Annotated in this window: 22 protein-coding genes and 1 pseudogene; 9 read left to right on the forward strand and 14 right to left on the reverse strand. The window is 71.0% G+C overall.

The annotated features are described in order from the left end of the window. Positions 1 to 39 precede the first annotated feature (39 nt). Both BBK82_RS40490 and BBK82_RS40495 read left to right on the forward strand, forming a co-directional pair. Positions 40 to 765 carry an SDR family oxidoreductase gene (locus BBK82_RS40490; protein ID WP_065919651.1) on the forward strand — a complete coding sequence of 242 codons (726 nt, stop codon included), beginning with the start codon at positions 40 to 42 and terminating at the stop codon, positions 763 to 765. Beyond that, positions 765 to 1,652 carry an SDR family NAD(P)-dependent oxidoreductase gene (locus BBK82_RS40495; protein WP_065919652.1) on the forward strand — a complete coding sequence of 296 codons (888 nt, stop codon included), beginning with the start codon at positions 765 to 767 and terminating at the stop codon, positions 1,650 to 1,652. The genes BBK82_RS40490 and BBK82_RS40495 overlap by 1 nt, the downstream gene beginning before the upstream one ends. On the opposite strand, the gene BBK82_RS40500 is transcribed toward BBK82_RS40495, so the two are convergent. The 6 genes from BBK82_RS40500 to BBK82_RS40525 all read right to left on the reverse strand — a co-directional run bounded on the left by BBK82_RS40500 (position 1,649) and on the right by BBK82_RS40525 (position 8,914). Then, a complete protein-coding gene (locus BBK82_RS40500; protein ID WP_065919653.1) occupies positions 1,649 to 2,380 on the reverse strand; it encodes a polysaccharide deacetylase family protein in 732 nt (243 codons plus the stop codon). The two genes, BBK82_RS40495 and BBK82_RS40500, sit on opposite strands and share 4 nt — an antisense overlap. Next, positions 2,377 to 2,874 carry an MOSC domain-containing protein gene (locus BBK82_RS40505; RefSeq protein ID WP_065919654.1) on the reverse strand — a complete coding sequence of 166 codons (498 nt, stop codon included), beginning with the start codon at positions 2,872 to 2,874 and terminating at the stop codon, positions 2,377 to 2,379. Before BBK82_RS40505 ends, BBK82_RS40500 begins: the two co-directional genes overlap by 4 nt. Continuing rightward, the gene (msrA, locus tag BBK82_RS40510; protein ID WP_071812774.1) at positions 2,853 to 3,350 is read right to left on the reverse strand and encodes a peptide-methionine (S)-S-oxide reductase MsrA; all 498 of its coding nucleotides are present in this window, start codon (positions 3,348 to 3,350) and stop codon (positions 2,853 to 2,855) included. Before msrA ends, BBK82_RS40505 begins: the two co-directional genes overlap by 22 nt. A 26-nt stretch (positions 3,351 to 3,376) precedes the next feature. Then, positions 3,377 to 4,525, reverse strand: a complete 1,149-nt coding sequence (locus tag BBK82_RS40515; RefSeq protein WP_154697788.1) for an AI-2E family transporter — start codon at positions 4,523 to 4,525, stop codon at positions 3,377 to 3,379. 54 nt (positions 4,526 to 4,579) lie between these two features. Next, positions 4,580 to 7,465 carry a DUF4062 domain-containing protein gene (locus BBK82_RS40520; RefSeq protein ID WP_065919656.1) on the reverse strand — a complete coding sequence of 962 codons (2,886 nt, stop codon included), beginning with the start codon at positions 7,463 to 7,465 and terminating at the stop codon, positions 4,580 to 4,582. Positions 7,466 to 7,759: 294 nt separating this feature from the next. Further along, the gene (locus BBK82_RS40525; protein ID WP_065919657.1) at positions 7,760 to 8,914 is read right to left on the reverse strand and encodes an FAD-dependent oxidoreductase; all 1,155 of its coding nucleotides are present in this window, start codon (positions 8,912 to 8,914) and stop codon (positions 7,760 to 7,762) included. 246 nt (positions 8,915 to 9,160) lie between these two features. Between BBK82_RS40525 and BBK82_RS55190 the strand changes: the two are divergent. Together BBK82_RS55190 and BBK82_RS55195 are read left to right on the forward strand one after the other, a co-directional pair. Continuing rightward, positions 9,161 to 9,208 (forward strand): annotated as a pseudogene (locus BBK82_RS55190) (hypothetical protein); the annotation flags it as partial. Between the two features lie 85 nt (positions 9,209 to 9,293). Continuing rightward, positions 9,294 to 9,503, forward strand: a complete 210-nt coding sequence (locus BBK82_RS55195; protein WP_237047848.1) for a hypothetical protein — start codon at positions 9,294 to 9,296, stop codon at positions 9,501 to 9,503. Here the strand turns inward: BBK82_RS55195 and BBK82_RS40535 are convergent. From BBK82_RS40535 to BBK82_RS40545, 3 genes are all read right to left on the reverse strand, one after another. Further along, a complete protein-coding gene (locus BBK82_RS40535; protein WP_065919658.1) occupies positions 9,450 to 10,007 on the reverse strand; it encodes a TetR/AcrR family transcriptional regulator in 558 nt (185 codons plus the stop codon). The two genes, BBK82_RS55195 and BBK82_RS40535, sit on opposite strands and share 54 nt — an antisense overlap. Positions 10,008 to 10,191: 184 nt before the next feature. Then, a complete protein-coding gene (locus BBK82_RS40540) occupies positions 10,192 to 10,620 on the reverse strand; it encodes an SRPBCC domain-containing protein (protein WP_065919659.1) in 429 nt (142 codons plus the stop codon). Positions 10,621 to 10,709: 89 nt separating this feature from the next. Continuing rightward, positions 10,710 to 11,276, reverse strand: a complete 567-nt coding sequence (locus tag BBK82_RS40545; protein ID WP_065919660.1) for a GNAT family N-acetyltransferase — start codon at positions 11,274 to 11,276, stop codon at positions 10,710 to 10,712. A 115-nt stretch (positions 11,277 to 11,391) separates the two neighbouring features. Between BBK82_RS40545 and BBK82_RS40550 the strand changes: the two genes are divergently transcribed. Further along, on the forward strand, positions 11,392 to 12,906 hold the full coding sequence (locus tag BBK82_RS40550; RefSeq protein WP_154697789.1) for a VldE C-terminal domain-containing protein: 1,515 nt from the start codon (positions 11,392 to 11,394) through the stop codon (positions 12,904 to 12,906). 70 nt (positions 12,907 to 12,976) lie between these two features. Then, entirely contained in the window at positions 12,977 to 13,633 is a 657-nt protein-coding gene (gene lexA, locus BBK82_RS40555) for a transcriptional repressor LexA (RefSeq protein WP_065919662.1), read from the forward strand. Here lexA and BBK82_RS40560 read toward each other — a convergent pair. The 3 genes from BBK82_RS40560 to BBK82_RS40570 are packed head-to-tail and all read right to left on the reverse strand — an operon-like array spanning position 13,630 to position 15,532. Further along, the gene (locus BBK82_RS40560) at positions 13,630 to 14,004 is read right to left on the reverse strand and encodes an ester cyclase (protein WP_065919663.1); all 375 of its coding nucleotides are present in this window, start codon (positions 14,002 to 14,004) and stop codon (positions 13,630 to 13,632) included. The genes lexA and BBK82_RS40560 overlap by 4 nt on opposite strands. Beyond that, on the reverse strand, positions 14,004 to 14,423 hold the full coding sequence (locus BBK82_RS40565) for a Dabb family protein (protein WP_065919664.1): 420 nt from the start codon (positions 14,421 to 14,423) through the stop codon (positions 14,004 to 14,006). Before BBK82_RS40565 ends, BBK82_RS40560 begins: the two co-directional genes overlap by 1 nt. Continuing rightward, on the reverse strand, positions 14,420 to 15,532 hold the full coding sequence (locus BBK82_RS40570) for an MFS transporter (RefSeq protein ID WP_065919665.1): 1,113 nt from the start codon (positions 15,530 to 15,532) through the stop codon (positions 14,420 to 14,422). The genes BBK82_RS40565 and BBK82_RS40570 overlap by 4 nt, the downstream gene beginning before the upstream one ends. An 80-nt stretch (positions 15,533 to 15,612) precedes the next feature. Between BBK82_RS40570 and BBK82_RS56510 the strand changes: the two genes are divergently transcribed. Beyond that, on the forward strand, positions 15,613 to 16,977 hold the full coding sequence (locus BBK82_RS56510; protein WP_335618015.1) for an ATP-binding protein: 1,365 nt from the start codon (positions 15,613 to 15,615) through the stop codon (positions 16,975 to 16,977). Further along, complete coding sequence (locus tag BBK82_RS56515; protein WP_335618016.1) at positions 16,887 to 18,143, forward strand: helix-turn-helix transcriptional regulator; 1,257 nt, start codon at positions 16,887 to 16,889, stop codon at positions 18,141 to 18,143. The genes BBK82_RS56510 and BBK82_RS56515 overlap by 91 nt, the downstream gene beginning before the upstream one ends. 55 nt (positions 18,144 to 18,198) lie before the next feature. Here the strand turns inward: BBK82_RS56515 and BBK82_RS40580 are convergent, their stop codons facing one another. Continuing rightward, positions 18,199 to 19,080: a LysR family transcriptional regulator gene (locus tag BBK82_RS40580; protein WP_065919666.1), complete on the reverse strand. Its 882-nt coding sequence runs from the start codon at positions 19,078 to 19,080 to the stop codon at positions 18,199 to 18,201. 106 nt (positions 19,081 to 19,186) lie between these two features. On the opposite strand from BBK82_RS40580, the gene BBK82_RS40585 reads away from it, so the two are divergent. Next, on the forward strand, positions 19,187 to 19,837 hold the full coding sequence (locus BBK82_RS40585; protein WP_065919667.1) for a type 1 glutamine amidotransferase domain-containing protein: 651 nt from the start codon (positions 19,187 to 19,189) through the stop codon (positions 19,835 to 19,837). Here BBK82_RS40585 and BBK82_RS40590 read toward each other — a convergent pair. Beyond that, a complete protein-coding gene (locus tag BBK82_RS40590) occupies positions 19,834 to 20,565 on the reverse strand; it encodes a DUF6297 family protein (RefSeq protein WP_237048479.1) in 732 nt (243 codons plus the stop codon). The genes BBK82_RS40585 and BBK82_RS40590 overlap by 4 nt on opposite strands. Positions 20,566 to 20,609: the final 44 nt, after the last annotated feature.

A 20,609-nucleotide genomic window follows, 5' to 3' on the forward strand; every position in this document is an offset into this window, starting at 1 on the left:
ATTGCGTTATCAACGGAAACAGCAGTTGAGAGAATCGACATGACGCGCGTTGCAGTCGTCACCGGCGGATCGCGGGGTATCGGACGGGCCACCGCCGAGCGCCTCGCCGCGGACGGGCAGGCCGTCGTCATCGTCTACGCCGGCAACAAGGCGGAGGCCGACAAGGCGGTCGCGGAGATCACGTCGAAGGGCGGTCAGGCCGTTGCGGCTCAGGCCGACGTCGCCGACGAGAAGGCCGTCGCGGCGGTGTTCGACCTCGCCGAGCAGACCTTCGGTGGTGTCGACGTGGTGGTGAACTCGGCCGGCATCATGCCGCTCGGCACGGTGGCGGACATGGACCTCGACACGTTCGACAAGATCATGCGCACCAACGCCCGCGGCACGTTCGTCGTCGCGCAGCAGGCCGCGCGCCGGCTGCGTTCCGGTGGAGCGCTCGTGAACATCTCGTCCTCGGTGGTGGGCCTGCGGTTCCCGCAGTACGGCGCCTACGCCATGTCCAAGGGCGGCGTCGAGGCGCTGACCCTGGTGCTGGCCCGCGAACTGCGCGGCCGGGACGTCACCGTCAACGTCGTCGCGCCCGGCCCCACGGCCACCGACCTGTTCCTCGACGGCAAGGACCAGGCGACGATCGACAACCTCGCGAAGCAGGCGCCGCTCGAGCGAATCGGCACGCCCGACGACATCGCCGAGGTCATCTCCTTCCTGGCGGGTCCCGCCCGCTGGATCAACGGCCAGGTCGTGCGTGCGAACGGAGGCATCATCTGATGGGCGAGGAGCGGCCAGGCGAGGTCATCGTCGTCACCGGCGCGTCCAGCGGGTTCGGGGCGCTCACCGTGCGCAGGCTCGGCCTGGCCGGGCACACCGTCTACGCGGGCATGCGCGAGACCACCGGGCGCAACGCCGCCGCCGTCGCCGAGCTCGGGGCGTTCGCCCAGGAGCACGACGCCGACCTGCACGCCGTCGACCTAGACGTGCTGTCGCAGGAGTCGGCCGACGCGGCGATCGCGCTGGTCGTCGCCGAGCAGGGCCGCCTCGACGTGGTCGTGCACAGCGCCGGCCACATGGTCACCGGCCCGGCCGAGGCGTTCACGCCGGAGCAGTACGCGCAGCTCTACGACACCAACGTGCTCGGCACCCAGCGGGTCAACCGCGCCGCGCTGCCCCACCTGCGCGGGCAGCGCTCCGGGCACGTCGTGTGGGTCGGCAGCAGCTCGACCCGCGGCGGCACTCCCCCGTACCTGGCGCCGTACTTCGCGGCCAAGGCGGCGATGGACGCGGTGGCCGTGAGCTACCGGGCCGAGCTGCTGCGGTTCGGCATCGAGACCACGATCGTCGTGCCGGGCGCGTTCACCCACGGCACCAACCACTTCGCGCACAGCGGCACGCCCGCCGACACCGGCACCGCGCAGGCCTACGAGGAGCTCTACCCCGGCCTGATGGACCAGGTCGGCGCCCGGCTGGCCGAGCTGGAACCGTCGTGGGCGGACGTCGGCGCGGTCGCGGACGCGATCGTGGACGTGGTGGGCGCGGCCAAGCCGCCGTTCCGCGTGCACGTCGACCCGTCCGACGACGGCGCCGAGGTCGTGAACAAGGTGGCCGACCGCGTGCGCAGCGAGTTCCTGCGCCGGGTCGAGCTCGCCGACCTGATCTAGGACGCCGGTGGGGCCTCGCGGAGGAGCGCGGAGACAGTGACGAACCGGAAACCGCGCTCCTTCAGCCCGTCGATGATCGGCCCGAGCGCCTGCCGCGTCTGGTCCCGCCCGGCGTACATGGGGTGCAGCAGGATGATCGAGCCGGGTTGCGTCTGCGCGAGCGTCTCGCTGACGAGCTGGTCCTTGCCCGGAGCTGCCGCCGAATCCGGCTCCACGTCCCACATCACCGTGGTCCGGTTGTGCTGCTTGAGGTAGTACGGCAACACGAAGAGCTTCTTGCCGTTGGGCGGCCGGAAGTGGATGTCACCGCGGTAGCCGGTCTTGCGGATCAGCGCGTCGGTGTCCTCGACCTCCTTCGCCACGAAGCCCGGCGTCACGCCGACCATCCGCTCGTGGGAGAAGGTGTGGTTGCCGAGCTCGTGCCCGGCGTCGGCGATCCGGCGGCCCAGCTCCGGGTGCTTCTCCAGGTCGCGGCCCATGACGAAGAACGTCGCCTCGACGTCCTTCTCGGCCAGGATGTCGAGCACCTGCTGCGCACCGGCCGGGTCCGGCCCGTCGTCGAACGTCAGCGCGACGACCTTCTCACCGGTGTCCACCCGGTGCACCAGCTCACCGAAGAACTGGAACGTGCGTGAGCTGCTGACGTTCCACAGCACGACGGCGGCGGTGAGCACGACGACGAGGCTGATCGCGGTGATGATCGCCGGCTTGCGGGACAACCATGTCATGCGCTCACTATGTCGAGCACCGCTGTCCCGGCGCGCAGCACCCCGTCGTCCAGCGGCACGCAGCGCTTGCCGCCCTTGCCGCGCAACGCCTTGAACGCGCCGGGCGCGATGACCGCGTTCATCCAGGCGCACGGGTTCGCCGGCCGGTGCACCTCGAACCGCACCGGCCCGTCCCCGCTGTCCAGGCTGAACACGGCGCCGCGGGGCAGCGCGTCCACGTCGAACCCGCGGACGACCACGTTCCTGCGCGCCACCACCGGGTCGACCGGCCACGGGTCCAGCGACTCGGCCGCGAGGAACGTGACCGCCGCGTTGCGGTGCGCCGGGCGGTTGAAGTACCGGTCCCCCACGATCCCGAGCTTCGCGCGCACCTCGACGTGGTCACGCCGGACGGGCCCCGGATCGGGACGAGGGCCGTCCGACGGACGGCCCTCGTAGGCGTGCACGGCGGACGCGTGCAGCGCGACGATCTCTACTTCTCGCCGAGCTGCCACTGCGGCCTGACGTAGTGGCAGGTGTAGCCGTTGGGGTAGCGCTCCAGGTAGTCCTGGTGCTCCGGCTCCGCCTCCCAGAAGTCCGACGCCTGCGTGACCTCGGTGACGACCTTGCCCGGCCACCTGCCGGACGCGTCGACGTCCGCGATCGTCTCCTCGGCGACGCGCTTCTGCTCGTCGGTCTCGAAGAAGATCGCCGACCGGTAGCTCGCGCCGATGTCGTTGCCCTGGCGGTCGCGGGTCGACGGGTCGTGGATCTGGAAGAAGAACTCGAGCACCTGCCGGTAGCTCAGCTGCGCCGGGTCGAACACGATCTCGATCGCCTCGGCGTGGTTGCCGTGGCGGCGGTAGGTCGCGTTGGGCGTGCTGGGGTCGCCGGTGTAGCCGACGCGCGTGGAGACGACGCCGGGGTGGCGGCGGAACAGGTCTTGCATGCCCCAGAAACAGCCGCCCGCGAGAACAGCCTTCTCCGTCACTGTGGTTCTCCTCTGCTCATCGGTGTTCACTCAGGAGAACGTTCGGGCTTGCCGGGTTCATCCCCGTCAACTTGTGACGTGTCCATTACGGGCGCGACCGAGCGGGCCTCGATCACCTCGCCCAGGTAGCGCATGACCACGGCCACCGCCGCCGCGACCGGAACGCTGAAGAACGCGCCCGCGATCCCGTAGATGCTGGTACCGGCCGTGACGACGAGCAGGACCACCGCCGCGTGCAACCGCAGCCCGCGCGACTGCAGGATCGGCTGGAGCACGTTGCCCTCGACCTGCTGCACCACGACCACGATGACCAGCATGATGATGGCCGTCGTCAGCCCGTTGCTGACCAGCGCCACCAGCACCGCGAGCGCACCGGCGATGAACGCACCCACGATCGGGATGAACCCGCCGAGGAACGTGAGCGCGGCCAGCGGCACCGCCAGCGGTACCCCGAGGATCAGCAACCCGGCCCCGATGAGCACCGCGTCGATCAGGCTCACCGCCGCCTGGCTGCGGATGAAGCTCCCGAGCGTCGCCCACACCCGCTCCAGCACGGTCGTGAGGTGCGCACCGGCCCGCTCCCCGACCAGTCCGCGCAACCAGGGCGTGAACCGCATCCCGTCCTTGACGAAGAAGAACGCCAGCAGCAACGCCACCAGCCCGGTGACCAGCCCTGACCCGACCGCACCGGCCCCGGTCAGCAACCCGTTGGCGATCGACCCGATGCTGGCCTTGACCTGCTGCACGCCCTGGTCGATCAACCGGTCGAGATCGGTGTCCTTGAGGTTGAACGGCGGCCCGGCCACCCACTTCTGCGCCTGCTGCACCGCGTCCTGCGCACTCCGCGCGATCTCCGGCACCCCCGAGGCGATCGACGACGAGATCGCCGCCACCACCCCGCCCAGCACGACCAGCCCGCCGACCAGCACGATCGTCGCCGCCAGGGCCGAGTTGAGCCCCTTCGACATCAGCCACCGCGCCGGCGGCCACAGGACCGTCGTGATGAGCAGGGCCAGCAACACCGGCATCACCACGACCCACAGCTTGCCGACCAGCCACGCCAGCATCCAGAAGCCGAGAGCGGCCAGCGCGACCCGCAGACTCCACCGCGCGAGCCAGCTCACGCCGTGCCCGATGGCCTCGCCCTTGTCCGTCCACCTGCGATTGCGATCCACGGGGTTCAGTCTGGCGTGATCTACGCCGTTCGGGTGTCAGGACGCGCGACTCCGTTACGACTTCGCGGCCCGCAACTTGGCGATGAGCCCCTCGACCTGCTCCTCCCACGGCTCCTTCGGGTGCTCGGCGGGGTCGTACGGCGGCAGCACGGGGACGGGGGCACCGATCTCGGTGAGCAGTTCCTCGGCTTGCCGCAGCTCGAACCGCCGGACGTGCGGCTCACCGTCGGCCCAGGCGTACCGGTGGGCGGTGAGCGCGTGCTCGGTCGCGCGGGGCAGGTCACCGATGGCGAGCCACAACCTGGCGAGCGGCAGGTGCGCCGGCCGACGCGCCGACGCCAGTTCCGCGGCCTGGTCGACCGGCAGCGGCAACTCGCCCAGGTGGAACCGGGCGAGTGCGAACCACGTCTCGCTCAGGCTGTCGGCAAGACCCACCACGCGTGCCATCGACACCGCCTCGCCGAACTCCTGTGCGGCCTGCGCCCACTCTCCCCGCTGCGCGCACCAGATGCCCCGGATGCGGCGGGCTTTGCGCAGCAGGAGCCGGTTGCCGTCCTGCTGCGCCTTGGCCTCAGCCATCGCGATGTCGTGCCCCGCGGCAGTTCCCTTCCAGACCAGCAACTTCGCGTACTCCAGCAGTTCGCCGCGCAACAGCGCATGCGAAGCAGACCGGGTGAGACGCGCCCACATCTCCTCCGCTTCCAGCACCTCGCCGGCGTCGACGAGCCAGCTGAACGCGATCGAGTTCGCCGTGTACCTCACGTAAGGCACGTCCAGCACCTCCGCGAGATCGAGGCACAACCACGCGGCTCGCCGGTACAGTGCGAACTTGTTCAACCGCTCGAGCGACACGGCGAGATTCGCGAGGTGGTGGGCGACGGCTTCCCCGTCGCCCCGTTGCAGCTCCCACTGCACCACGCTCTCCATCACCGGCAACGCTTCTTCGGACTCTCCCAGGTAGTGCAGAGCGGTCCCGGCGGCAACGGCCAGGTAGACGCGTTGGTGGTCCATCAACCCGGCGGCCGGCCCGCTCCACCCCTCCGGGAAGAAGGGCTTGATGGTGGCCAGCACCTCCGGCCGGGCTTCCAGCCCGTTCGACATGGTGCGCAGCAGATCTCCCGCCAGAGCGGCATAGGCCATGTGCGTCTTGCCCATCTGCAGCAGCGTGCGCACCACGGTGAGGTCGTCGCGCAGGTCGGCGAGACAGGTCACCTCGGCGTGCCGGCCGGCGCGCCTGCTGGAGAAGTGGTCGACCACGCGCTGCCCGAGCACCTGCTTCTCCGCCATCGCGACACCGCTGGCAGCCACCGCTCGGACAACCGGGTGCAGGTCGTAGTCACGCGTCTGCTTGTCGTACTGCAGCAGTCCTCGTCGTTCCAGATCGGTCACCGTGGTGGTGAGGTCCTCGTCCAATCCCGCCCCGAGAGCGCTGAGCGTCTCGTAGTCGACCGATTCCGACAACAACGCCAAGGTCGAGAGCAGCTGCCTGCTGGCATCCCGCAGAGCCGCGTGTGCGGCCCGCAGGATGTGGTTGCGCTTCTGCACCAGGTCAAGACCACCCAGGACCAGGCCGCCGCCACCTCTGGGATCGGTCGACCACTGGTCGAAATCCCCCCTGGCGGGCAGGTGGTCGTTCACCAGGCCGCCGATGATGCCGATCACCAGCGGGTGGCAGTCGCAGTGGAGCTGCAGGTAGTTCCGCATGGCAGCCGAGTCACCGAACACACCGCAGGAACGCAGGAGCGCTTCCGCGTCCGACGGCCGCAACCCTGGCAAGCGTTCGTGCCAGACGCCGGGGATGAGCTGACCAGCCCGGTTGAGGAAGACGTTCGGGATCAGCCGGGACGTGATGAGGATCTTCGAAGGCGCCGCGGTCACCAGGGCCCGCAGCAGGTCGTCGTCATCCGGCCGGATGGAGGTGCAGGGGTTGTCGCCGGAGGCGCCCGCGTTCTCGTCGTGCACGTGCGCGGCGTCCAGCCGGTGGTAGGCGACCAGCACTCGTTCGAGGCCGTCGAGGACCAGCAGCCACGGTTGTGCGACCAGTTGCTGCACCAGTAGTTCGGTGAGCTCCAGCTGCTTCTTCGCTTCGAAGTCCGCCAGCGGCCGTCCGGTCATGTACGCCAGCGCCCGGCGGCAGAAGTCCGCCATCACCGCACCGGCCTCGTAGAACGAGTACCAGAACGTCCCCGCCCGGTCACCGCGCACACCTGACGCGTGCCGGGTCACCCACTCCCAGGTCAGGATGCTCTTCCCGGTCCCGCCGATCGCCTCGAACAGCAGCACGGTGTGCGGGTCCGACGGCCCTGCCCAGTCGCTCAACGTCGTCAGCTGCGCCTCCCGCCCGACGAACGCGTGCGACCCCAGGTAGCGCGGCTGGGCGTACAACGCGGGAGGAACCGGGATGCCCGGCTCCGACGACGGGCGCGGCTGCCCGGGGCCGTCGAGCATGCGGCGCAGCTCGGCCACCGACTGCGTGGCGGCCAGTGAGAACTCCGCCAGGTCGTTGAACTCCTTGTAGACCCGATGGATCGCACCGCCCGCGAGCTTCGCCTCCTCCCGGAACGCCTCCAGCTTCTTCCGCTTCTCCGCGTCCAGCTCGACATCCGCCTCGGTGAGCGCGTGCCGCGGCCCCATCACGAACACCAGGATCGGCCGGCCGAGCCGGACGGCCTCGCGGAATTCCAGGTGGGTGAGCGAAAGGTCGTGCCCGGCCGGGATCGAGCCGTAGCGGCGACTGATCACCACGACGTAAGCCGAGGAGTCGCGCACCTTCTCCAGCGACGACTGGAGCACGTCGACCAGGCGGGCCGAGTCGTCCTCCATGGCCACGGCGTGGAGTTGCTGGCCGTGCAAGGCCTTCATCAGTGCGACGCGGTGTTCGACCAGGTCGGCGAACGTCGAAGACACCATCACACCGGGGTACTGCCGTGGCGCGGCCATGCACACATGTCGCGCCACGGCCACATACCGTTACGGCCCGAACGGGTCACGCGGCGCCCCAGAACGCGTCTTCGGAAGCCGGGTCCTCCGTGAACAGCCACACCTCGATCACCTTGCCGTCCTCCACGCGTCACGTCCACGCCGACGCCGTCCATCGACGCACCCGCACGCTGAGCCGTCCAGCGCACCGGCGCGGCAACGATAGAGCCGTTGACCATCAACGGAGCGTTGCGCTTCAACGGAAACGTGCCCTCCGAGACGGTCATCATGCCGCCGATCATGAGAGGTACGACGCTAGGCGCGGGTGAGGACGCCGTCGATGTCCGGCATGAGGGAGCCGCGGACGAGGTTGCGCACGACAGGCCAGCCCGAGAGCCGGAAAGCCATGTCGCGCAACGAGATCCGCCACGAAGAAGCAGGTGCCATCCAACCGATGAAACGGCGGCCGAACTCCTGGGTGTGCGCGACCGCGGGCTTCATCCGGGCCTGGTAACGCTCAAAAGCGCCGTCCACACCAGCGGAAAGCTCTTCCACCAGTACGTGAGCGCCGGTCATCGCGAGCGAGGCACCGTGGCCCGCGAACAAGGACACCGCCCCGCACGCGTCGCCCACCAGCACCACCTTGCCGCGATGCCACGTCGTCATGTCCACCTGCGACACTTCATCGTAGTAGACGTCTTCAGGCACAACGGAAAGCAGCGAGGGAGTGACCCAGCCGAGGTCGCCGAACCGCGCGCGCAAGGCCGAAGCGGCGTCAGCGGGCACCGCCTGCGACTCCGACCGGTACAGCATCAAAGCCGCCACCGCCCCACCTCGCACGGCATAACAGCCGATCATCCGGTGCGGCACGGTCAGCATCTGGTACCGGTACCCGATCCGCGAGCTCAGCACCGGATCCCGGAACGAGAACGCCGCCGTGTGGTGCCCCAGATAGCGCACGAACGACGACGACGGCCCGAACACCAGCTCACGGACCGAAGAGTGGATCCCGTCCGCGCCGACGATCAGGTCGAACTCGTCGACGGAACCGTCAGCGAACGTCACCACGCCGTCATTGACAGCCAAAACCGTTGTGCCACAACGCAACGGGACGTCGAGATCAGCCAGGACCACCTCCGCCAGGTCGCCGCGCAACAGGCTGATCACCCCGTCCGCGACGGCCTCGTACGCCGCCGTGGAGATCTCTCCACGACGACGCCCGCTCGAGTCCACGCTGGTCACCGACGAGATCGGCGCGCGCCGAGACTCCAGCGCCGGCAGCAGGCCCATTCGCCGCGCCACCTCGTGACCGGGCCCGAAGAAATCGATCATGTAGCCGCCCGCGCGGAACGAAGGCGCCTTCTCGACCACCAGGACGTCCCACCCCGCGCGGTCCAGCCACCACGCCGTGGTGAGGCCGGCGATCCCCGCTCCCACGACCAACGCACGTTGGGCATTCGACTTAGGCATATGCCCAATCTAGCACTGCGGGTGGCGCCCAGGTCGGGCTGGGCGTACGCGGGTTGCGCGCCAAGCACCAGCACCAGAACAGCCAGCAGAACTGGGCGGGTGAGCGATGTCGACGACCTGACCGACGCGGTGCTCACCGCGTCCCGCCTGCTGATCGCCGTGTCGGCCCGCTCGCTGGCCGCGGTCGAGGAGACGCTCACGCTGCCGCAGCTGCGGATGCTCGTGCTGCTCGACAGCCGCGGCCCGATGAAGCTCACCGCGCTCGCGGACCTGCCGGAGGTCAACCCCTCCACCGCGAAGCCCATGATCGACCGGCTGATCGCCTCGGGCACGGTGCGACGCGCACCCCAACCCTGCGTCGAAGCGCGAGGTCGTGGTCGTGGCGAGCGACGAGGGCCGCCGGGTGGTGCACGAGGTGATGACGCGGCAGCGCGCGGAGATCGGCGCGATCGTCGCGCGCATGCCGGCTCACCGGCGGGCGGGCCTGGTCGAGGCGCTGACCGCGGTCACCGACGCCGGCGGCGAACCCCGCTGGTCAGCTCGCGACGAGACGCCGGAGCGGGCCCGCGACCGCGCGGAAGTCGACTGACTCGTCCAACCCGCGGTGCAGCACCAACCCGTCGATGGCCGCGCCCAACAACAACGCGACCGCATCGGCGTCCCGCACCCCCGCCGCCCGCAGCCAGTCGGCGGTGCGCGTGCGGAAGTCCGCGATCAGCGCGGCCAGCGACGTGCGCAGCTCCGGAAGCCGTTGCGCCGCGAGCAACGCCTCGGCGAGCAGCAACGACTCAGGGTCCGCGCCGGTGTAGCGGGCGAGGTCGGCGAGCATCCGGTCGACCCCCTCGGCGGGATCGGCGGAGCGCAGCACGTCCGCGGACTCGGTCAGCACCCGCTCGGCGAACCGCAGCGCCGCCGCTGACAGCAGGTCCGGCACCGACGAGAAGTGGTAGTGCACCAGGGCCGCGTTGACCCCGGCGCGCTCGGCGACCAGCCGCGTGGTCACCGCACCCCAGCCGACCTCGCCCACGAGCTGGGCGGCGGCGTCGAGCAGAAGCTCACGGGTGCGGCGACCACGGTCGGCAGACTTGGGCACCCGTCTAACCTAGCGGCGTGACGTGGAACGTCGGCGGTTGACTCACGCTCAGCAGGGCACCTCACGGCGCCGCCCCCGCGCCCCCATACCACCGCGGGGGCGGGGGCGGCACCACGATGCACCCGTCTGACCGCGAGTCCCCACGGCGACGTTCCACGCCACGGCGACGTTCCACGCCACGCCGCTAGCTCTCCGCCCTCTTCTTGAACGCGTCCATCACCTCGGGCCAGCCACCGGTGTTGTCCCGCAGCGCCTGCGCCCGCACGTCCTCCGGCGCCGCGAGCGCCGCGAACCCGCTCTCGACGACCTTCACCCGCACGGCCGCCCCCTCCGGCACGAGCGTGAACTCGACCAGCGTCGTGTTGTCCGCGGTCAGGTCGGCGCCGGCGAACGCGCTGGCCCACCGGTACGACACGTAGGTCTGCGGCGTCACGGTCTCCACCTGCACCGGGAAGTCGCCGTACTGCTCGTTCTCGCACAGCGTCGTCTCGCCGGGCACCGCCGACCCGGACGGCTGCGAGGCCACCCAGAACCCCGGCTCGGTGACCAGCCGCCAGACCCGGTCCAGCGGTGCCTCGATCAGGGTCTCGCGTTCGATCCGGTCCACGCTCACGACAAGCTCCTCCGTCGGACTCCAGTTGCAACCCCAGGGTTGCACATCACTCGCAGACGTGCAACCTCAGGGTTGCAATTCAGGGACGGTCAGATCTCACTGGGGAACGGGTGCCGCTCCGCGTACTCGGAGACCGTCATGCCGAACAAGACCACGTCGTGGTGGCGGCCGGCCATGAACTCGTGGTCGCGCAGCCGCCCCTCCTCGGTGAAGCCGAGCCGGCGGTGCAGCGCGATGGACGGCGCGTTGAAGCCGTTGACGCTCGACTCGCACTTGTGGAACCGCCGCTCGCCGAACATGAACCCCAGCAACAGCCGCACGGCGTCGGAGGCGTAGCCGCGGCGGTGGAACTCGTTGCCGATCGTGATGCCGTAGGAGAACCGGCCGGCCCGGTGGTCGACCTCCTGGGTCGAGGTCATCCCGACCAGCCTGCCGTCGTCGAGCGACTCGACCGCGAACCGCACCCGGTCGTCCTGCGGCCGCTTGAGCGACGCCTCCTGGGCCCACTCGCGCTGGCGGGCGGCGGAGAACGGCGGCTCGATCATGCCCGCCCTGCGCATGTCGTCGGTGTGCTCGTCGAACGCGCGGAACGACTCCCAGTCGCCGGGTTCGATGCCGCGCAACCGGACGCGCTCGCCGGTCCAGAAAGAGGTCATGACCATGATCCAAACAGGTCGGAGCAATCGGATTCTTATTTGACACACTCGTACTGAAACCGCTTCACTGGCGGAGCAACACCAAGACACGCAACGAATCCAGGGGGACTTCATCGTGTCAACGCTGCTCCGACGAGGCATCACGGCCGCGCTCGTGGCCCTCGCCGCCGTCACCACGCTCCACGCCGGCACCGCGGTCGCCGCACCGCCGACACCCGACTTCCCGCGCGAGATCGACAGGTACCAGCCCTACGACGGGCAGAAGACCTGCGACCCGACGGCCAAGCCGGGCGTGACCGACTTCAAGAACATGCTCGTGGGCACGTACGGCACCCGGCCGTGGGGCATCGGCCGCGCCTGCGGGCAGGGCGGGCAGAGCGAGCACAAGGAGGGCCGCGCGCTCGACTACGGGTTCAACGTGAACACGCCCGGCGACCGCGACCGGGCGAACGACGTGCTGACCTGGCTGCTCAGCACCGACCGGCACGGCAACGAGCACGCGCTCGCCCGCCGGTTCGGGATCATGTACATCATCTGGGACCGCCGGATCTGGCAGGCGAACCAGGCGAGCCGCGGCTGGCAGCCGTACTCGGGACCCAGCCCGCACACCGACCACGTCCACTTCAGCTTCGGCTGGGACGGCGCGCACAAGCGCACCACGTGGTGGACGCGCCAGCAGGTGGCGCAGGTGCGGCCGAGCACGGCGTCCGGTCAGCTCGTGGTCGGCGAGATCCGCGACAGCGACCGGCTGGAGGTCTTCCACGCCACACCGCAGGGCATCAGGCAGCGCTGGCGCGACCAGGACGGCTCGTGGACGCCGTGGTTCGCCTTCACGGGCGAGGACCGGGCCGTCGACCGGCTCGCGCTGGGCTACCTGCCCAACGGCCGGTTCGAGCTCTTCGGCCTCACCGGGGACAAGCTGGTCCACACCTGGCAGAACGACGCCGGCGAGTGGTCGCAGTGGGCTGACATCGGCCCCGGCGGCCACGACGTGGTGGTCGCGCAGCTGCCGGACAAGCGGATGGAGCTGTTCGTCGCGACCGGTTCCGGCATCGTGCACCGCTGGCAGCACACGGCCGGTGGTGGCTGGGCGGAGGGCTGGCACCCGTTCGGCGGGGCGGCCACGAAGCTCGCGGTCGCGCAGATCCCCGGCGGTGTCGAGGTGTTCGCGATGAACGCGAGCGACCTGCACCACCGCTGGCAGGTCAACGGCACCTGGTCGGACTGGGGCCGGATGGGCGACGGCGGCAACGACATCGCGCTCGGCCACCTGCCGGACGGGCGGCTGGAGATCTTCCAGGCCCGCGACGAGGGCACCGTGCACCGCTGGCAGGAGAACGCCGGCGGCGCGTGGTCGGCGTGGGAGGGCTTCGGCGGCATGTCGAAGCGGATCGCGGTCGGCCGGCTGCACAACGGCATCGAGGTGTTCGCGCTGAACGACGCCGAGCTGAACCACCGCTGGCAGACCGGCGGCTGGTCGGAGTGGAACCGGTTCGGTGACGGCGGCCAGCAGATCGCCGTCGGTCACGCCGGGCGGCGCCTGGAGGTCTTCCAGCTCGTCGGCGGGCAGGTGAAGCACCGAGAGCACAACGGCACCGCGAGCGGCTGGCTGCCGTGGGAGGACTTCTGACCGTTCCACCAACGGGTGACGGGTGGGACTCGTGGCAGAACCCGCGGGTCCCACCTCTACCATTGCGCCGGTGACCACCTACGACGATCTTGAACACCTCGACACGTCGGTGCTGCCGGAACGCCAGCAGAAGATCCTGGTCGCCATCCGCGACTGGGTGGTCGAGCACGGCTACTCCCCCAGCACCCGCGAGATCGGCGACGCGGTCGGCCTGCGGTCGTCCTCCTCGGTCTCCCGGCACCTGGCGGCGTTGGAGGACAGGGGTTTCCTCAAGCGCGGCTCCTCGGTGACCAGGCCGATGGACGTGCGGATCTTCCTGCACGAGACGAGCGCCGCGGCGGTGCCGGACGACTCGGTCCCGGTGCCCGTCGTCGGTGACATCGCCGCCGGTTCGCCGATCTCGGCGATCGAGCACGTGGACGACGTGCTGAGCCTGCCGCGCGGACTGGTCGGCCGCGGTAGCAACGTGTTCGCGTTGCGGGTGCGCGGTGACTCGATGATCGACGCGGCGATCTGCGACGGCGACATGGTCGTGGTCCAGCAGGCGCACGAGGCCTACAACGGGCAGATCGTCGCCGCGATGATCGACGACGAGGCCACCGTCAAGGTCTACCAGCGCAGGAACGGGCACGTGTACCTGGAACCGCGCAACCCCGCCTATGAGGTCATAGACGGGGACAACGCGGCGATCCTCGGGATTGTCGTGTCGGTGCTGCGCAGCGTTTAGAGCGTCACGAGGCCGAGTTGCTGGGCGACCCACAGGCTGTCGGCGTTCGCCCAGTACTCAGCGATCAGACCGTTCTCCAGGCGCAGGATGTCCGTGCCGTAGAACGAAATCGCGCCCGCGGTGGCGTGCCAGCGCAGCACCAGGAAGTCGCCTTTGGCGATCGGTCCCACCTGGACGGTGAACCTCAGGCCCGGCAACGCCTCGTGGGCGCCGCTCACCCAGGTGTGCAGGTTCGCCCTGCCGACCGAGTCCTGTGGCGGGCCGCCGAGCAGCGGGGCGGCGTGCGAGGTGAAGTCCTCGGCGACCGTGCCGTCCACCAGGGACAGGTCACCGTTCCAGATGTCCTCCCAGGCCTGGGCGGTGGTGCTCATCAGGCGTCACCGTGCTTTCCGGGCGCGGCGGAGCCGGTGTACTCGCCGAGGCCGGACACGAGCTGGGTGAGCTCGGGGTCGCTGTCGTAGCGCTTCTGGTGCAGGGCGGCGATCTTCGCGCCGATCTCGGGGTCCTCGTCGTCGGTGATGTCGAACGAGACGAACTTGTCGACGAGCGGCAGGCCGACGCGGTCGGTGTTGCGGTGCGCCGGGTGGATCAGGTACTCCCAGTACCCCTCCAGGTCCTCGATGACGAACGTGGCGCCCCACTCGAACTCGCCGCCGTAGTCGCGGCCGACGACGAACGACTTCACCGACGGGATCACGCGGCCCTGGTTGCGCAGGCTCTCCAGCGCTTCCTCGACCTGCTCGGGCGAGGCGTCGGAACGCAGCGTGAAGCGGTTGCCGTGGTAGATCATTTCTTCTCCTTCACAACGAGGGCGGCGATCGCGCCCAGGGTGGTGAGCACGCCGGTCCAGGCGAACGCACCGGCGATACCGGTGAGCGCGACCAGTGGCGCGACGACGAGGGGTGAGAGGAACTGGCCGAGGAAGATCCCGGCCACCAGCCCGCTCAGCACGCGGCCGCGGTGCTGCGGTGCGGCCAGGCCGGCGAGCTGGACGTTGAGGTGCGGCACGACGAGCCCGACGCCGATCCCGCCGACCAGCAGCCCGGCGACGACGCCCGCGACGGTGCCGGTGCCGGCCAGCAGCCAGCCGATGCCGAGCAGGGCGAGACTGACCGCGACCGGCCTGCCGGGTGGCGTGAGCAACGCGCCGACCGCGCTGGTGACCGTGCTGCCGGCGATGACCACGCCGATCAGCGCGGGGCTGATGTGCAGCTCGGCCAGCAGGAATGGCAGCTGCGTCGGTGCCATGTAGAACACGAGCGTGGCCACGAGCGCGAGCACGTAGATCCCGACCGCCCGTGCGGGTGGCGTGAACTTCTCCGCGGTGGCGATGTGCGGTCGTGGCTCGTCGTGCAGGCCCACGATCGCGGCCAGTGCGACGACGGCCGCCACCGAGTAGAGCCAGAACGGCGCCCGCCAGTCGACCCCGGCCAGCACTCCGGCGAGCGGCAGGAACACCACCCCGCCGAGGCTCGCGAAGGCCTGTTGCAACCCCAGGAACTTCGCGCGCCGCGGCCCTTCGAACCAGTCGGTGACCAGCGCGCTGACCGCCGTCATCACGCCGCCGACCGCCAGGCCCAGCACCGCCCGGCTGGCGAGCAGCACGGTCAGGTCGCCGATGAAGAACCCGGCCGTGCCGCTGACCGCGTACAGCACCAGCGCGCCGACCAGCAGCGGTTTGCGGCCGATCCGGTCGGCGAACACACCGGACAGCGGCGCGCTGACCGCGATGGCCAGCGACGTGATGGTCAGCGCGAGCCGGACCAGCACGCCGGCCCCGTGCACGTCGCTCATGGCGGGCAGGCTCGGCGCGATGATCGCGGCGGCCATGATCGTGAGCGTCGCCGCACCGAGCACGGTGCCCCTGGCGAACCTCGTCGGCGCAGTTCGTGTGGTCACGGGCTCAACCCTGGTCGCAGGACCCCGTCCTTCGCGTCGGCAGGAACTACGTAGGTGATCGGGTTACGTAGAGTTCGGCCATGCCCGCGCTGATCGGCCGCACCGACGAGATCCGCTGCCTGGACGGCCTGCTCGCCGCCGCCCGCGACGGCAGCGGTGGCGTGCTGGTGCTGCGCGGCGAGGCCGGGATCGGCAAGAGCGCGCTGCTCGGCCACGTCCGGGAGGCGGCGGGGTTCCGGCTGGTGGAGGCGTCCGGGGCGGAGTTCGAGACGGACCTGCCGTTCGCGGCGCTGCACCAGCTGTGCCTGCCGGTGCTGGGTCATCTCGCCGAGCTGGAACCGCAGCGGCGCAACGCGATCGAGGTGGCGTTCGGAATGGCCGAGGGCGCGCCTGACCTGTTCCGGATCGGGCTGGCCGCGCTGGACCTGCTCGCCGCGGCCGCGCGGGACCAGCCGCTGCTGTGCGTGGTGGACGACGCGCACTGGCTGGACACCGCGTCGGCGAAGGCGTTGTCGTTCCTGGCGCGGCGGATCGCGGCCGAGCCGGTCGCGATGGTGTTCGCGGCACGCGAAGGGCTGACCGAGCTGCCGTCGCTGGAGATCACCGGACTGTCCGACGCCGACGCGCGCACGGTGCTGGCGGGCGTCGCGGACGAGCGGGTGCTGGCCGAGGCGCGCGGGAACCCGTTGGCGCTCAAGGAACTGTCGAAGGGCGGGTTCGGGCTGCCGGACTCCACGTCGGTGGTGCACCGGGTCGAACGCGGCTTCCAGTCCAGGTTGGACGGTCTGTCCGGCCGGCAGCTGGTGATCCTCGCCAGCGCCGACGCGACCGGTGACCCCGGCCTGCTCTGGGCGGCGGCCGAGGTGCTCGGGCTGTCCGCGGACGTCGACACCGGTGACCTGGTGACGTTCTCGACGAAGGTCCGCTTCTGCCACCCGCTCGCGCGCTCCGCCGTCTACCGGTCGGCGAGCGCGGCCGAACGCCGCGCGGCGCACCGGGCGTTGGCGCAGGTCACCACCGACCCGGACCGCAGGCGTGGCACCGGGCCGAGGCGACGACAGGGCCCGACGACCAGGTCGCCGCCGAACTGGAGGCCGCTGCCGGACGGGCCGGTGCGCGGGCGGGCTGCAGGCGTCGGCGGCGTTCCTCGCACGGGCGGCGGCGTTGTCGCTGGACCCGGTGGCGCGCACGGAACGCACGCTGCGCGCCCCAGGCCGAGCTCGACGCGGGTGCGGCCGCGGCGGCGTCCGAGCTGCTGGCCACGGTGGAGCCGCAGGACGACGTGCAGCACGCCCGCGCGGACCTGTTGCGCGGCCGGATCGCGTTCGTGCGCCAGGAGAACGGTCCCGCGCTCATGCTCAGCGCCGCGCACCGGCTGGCCGCGATCGACCCGCGGTGGTCCCGCGACTGCTTCCTCGACGCCCTGGAGATGGGACTGGTGGTAGGGCGCGCGAACGGCGTGATGGACACCGTCCTCGCCGAGGCCAGGTCGGCGCCGCCGGCAGACGAACCGGACGTCCTGGACGCGTTGGTGCTGCTCACCGGTTCGGGTCATCAAGCGGCGGCGCCGTTGCTGCGGCGTGTGCTCACCGAACGCGCGCTGTGGACGCGACGGCCCGCGCTGGCCACGATGATCGCCGGCGAGCTGTGGGACCTGGACGCGCACGCCGAGATCACCCGGTGGCTGCGCACGACCGGCCGGAACACCGGTTCGCCGTGGTTGCTGCGACTCGGCCTGGCCCAGGAGGCGGTCGCGGCGACGCACCGCGGTGAGCTCGCGACGGCGGCGACCCTGGTGGGCGAGGAGGAGGCGATCGCGGACGCGTTCAGCGACGCTCCGACGGCGTACGCGCGGGTGCACCTGCTGGCGTGGCGCGGTGAGCTCGGCCCGCTCGACTCCGCGCTCTCCGACGCCGGTGCGCGCGGCAAGGGACAGCTGGTCGCGAACATCCACTGGGCGAAGTCCGTGCTCTACAACGCCCGTGGCGACTATCCCGCCGCACTGGCCGAGGCGCGCGCTGCGGTCGATGCGGGTGACCTGTACCTGGCGGGCATGGCGTTGCCGGAGCAGATCGAGGCGGCGGTGCGGTGTGGTGAGGACGCTGCTGACGCTTTGGCGGAGCTTTGTGCGCGTTCATCGGCCAGTGGAACGGCATGGGCTCGTGGCGTGACGGCGTGCGCACGGGCGTTGGTGTCAGGTGCCGAAGACGACTACGTCGAAGCGGTGGAGGCCGGCAGTCCTGCGCCTTATCGCGCACGCGCGCACCTGCTCTACGGCGAGTGGTTGCGCCGTGCGGGCCGACGCAAGGATGCCCGCACACAGCTCCGCACGGCACACGAGTCATTCGCGGACATGGGTGTGCTCGGGTTCGCGCAACGGGCCGCCGACGAGCTCAAGGCGACCGGCGAGGTGGCACGCAGCCGTTCCGCCGACGCCTTCGAGACCCTCACCGCCCAGGAAGCGCACATCGCCCGCCTCGTCTCGACCGGGGCCACCTCGAAGGAGGTGGCCGCACGCCTCTTCCTGAGCCCGCGCACGGTCGACGCGCACCTGCGCAACGTCTTCCGCAAGCTCGGCATCCACTCCCGCCGCGACCTCCGCCAACGCTGACCACACGCGGGGCGCCCCCGTGCGCCAGAAGAGTACGAAAGCTCCCCGCGTGCACTCAGAGGGCGCCCCAGTCGCGGGAACGGAGGTGGGTGACGGTGGCGTCGGCCGCCGGTGAGAGGGGGCCGCGGGTGACCAGGTACAGGGTGTTGAGCGGCGGGGCCTCCGGGTGGTGCAGCAGTTCGACCGATCCGGCGGCCAGCGCGGGTTCGGCGAGGTAGCGGGGTAGCGCCGAGACACCGGCGCCGGCGACCACCGCCGCCAGCACGGCGCGCAGGTCCGGCACGAGGACGCCGACGGGGTTCGGTGGGCGGCGGCCGAACTCGCTGCGCCAGTACCGGCGCACGATCGGCAGCTCGGCCGAGTACGCGACCAGCGGCAGGTGTTCGAGCGCGCGCACCGGGTCGTCGGCGAGCACCGCGGGCGAGATCGTCCGCGCCAGCACCGGTGCGCCGACCAGCAGGAACTCCTCGTCCGCGAACGGGGTCGCGGTGAACCCCACGCCCGGCCGCACCGAGGAGAGCACCAGGTCCAGGCGTGCGTCGCGCAGGGCGGTGAGCAGGTCGGCGGCCAAGCCGAGCGTGACCTCGAACCGCACGCCGCGCTGGGTGAGCGGGGTGAGGGCCGGCAGACCGCGGGCCGTCATGAACTCCGCCGCTCCCCCGATCCGCACCACGCCGGCCAGCGCGGGGTTCGGGTCGAGCGCGGACCGCAGCTGGTCGAGGTGCGGGCCCACCCGGCGGGCCAGGTCGTCGGCGCGGGGTGTGGGCGTGACCCCGCGGCCGCCGCGGACGAACAACGGCTCCCCGACCGAGCTCTCCAACCGGGCGAGTTGCCCGCTCACCGCGGGCTGGGTCAGCCCGCGCCGCGACGCCGCCGCCGTGAGCGAGCCGCTGCGGTAGATCTCCAGGAACGTCGCCAGCAGGTCCAGGTCCGTCACGTCAACTCCTCAGCCATAAGCCAGCTTATCGCTCGAAGGACCGGTACGGATGATCCGTGATGGGATTGCCGTTGTGCCGGACAAGCACCCAGCGAGAGGAAGCACGATGAAGAAGGTCCTGATGGTCGTCACCGGCGCGAACGAGCTGAAGCTCGCCGACGGCACGAGCCACCCCACCGGTTTCTGGGCCGAGGAGGTCGTCGAGTCGCACCGCGTGCTGACCGAGGGCGGCGTCGAGGTCACCGTCGCGACGCCCGGCGGCGTGATCCCGACCGTCGACGCCGGCAGCCTGCAGGGCAACGACTTCGCCGGGCCCGCCGCGGCCGTCACCGCGCACCCGGTGGACCTCGGCACGGTCGACGCCGCCGACTTCGACGCCCTCTACCTGCCCGGCGGCCACGGCCCGATGGCCGACCTGGCGTTCGACGCCGGCCTCGGCCGCCTGCTGACCGAGTTCTCCACCACGGACAAGGTCGTCGCGGCCCTGTGCCACGGCCCGGCCGGCCTGCTCGCCGCGGCCGACTCGGACAGCTTCGTGTTCGCCGGCAAGCGGATGGCCGTGTTCAGCGACGAGGAGGAACGCCAGGGCGGCCTCGACGTGCCGTACTCGGTCGAGGGCCGGCTGCGCGAGCTGGGCGCCGAGATCGTCTCGGGTCCGGCGTGGTCGAGCACGGTCGTCACCGACGGCAGGGTCGTGACCGGCCAGAACCCGCAGTCGACGGTCGCCACCGCGCAGGCCGTGCTCGCGCTCCTCTAAAGCAGGAGCTGCAGCACTCCCAGCAGGTACAGCAGCAACGGCCCCCGGCTCAGCTGCACCAGCAGCCCGATCGGCACCGGCCCCATGACGCCGAAGTCGATCGCGGCGACCCCGTAGTCGAGCGGCGGTCGCGTCGCGATGCGGTACACCACCGCGACCGCCCCGACCACGGACACCCACGCGTGCACCCATGTCACGTGCGGCGTGAACGCCAACGTGACCGCGCCCCACACAAGTGCACCGGTCGCGGGCACGACGAGGTGCGCGCGCTTCAGATATCCGTCGGACACGCCGAACAGGCGGCGGACGGCAGCGGACCGGCTCACGGCCTTGAGGCCGGCGGCGAGCCGGTCCGTGGCGACGAAGGCGGCGACGAGGTGCACCACCGGTACCCAGTCGGTCTCGCCGCCGAGGGCGACGAGCGACGGCAACGCCGCCAGCCCGGCCCACACGAGCGCCGCGTTGGGGGCACGGCGCAGGCGCAGCAGGTCCGTCCACACGAGCACGGTGAACCGCGAACCCGGCGCGGCGCCGCAGCCGCCGGTGCCGAGGAGTCCGCTCCCAGGGGCGCGCCGACCACCGGCGGCACCTCGCCCGACAGCGACGCACCGCCCGCACGCAGCCCCGCAGCCGTGCCGACCGCACCCGCCCGCGCGCCACTGCCCGCCGTTCCGCCAGGACCTGCCCAGCAGCCCCAGGTCCAGCCAGCTCACCGACACCCGCACCACGCCGGCCAACGCCGCTCCCGCCGCCAGGTCGCCCGCCCAGCCGC

It is taken from the genome of Lentzea guizhouensis, from assembly GCF_001701025.1.
In the GTDB taxonomy this organism is placed as follows: Bacteria; Actinomycetota; Actinomycetes; order Mycobacteriales; family Pseudonocardiaceae; genus Lentzea; species Lentzea guizhouensis.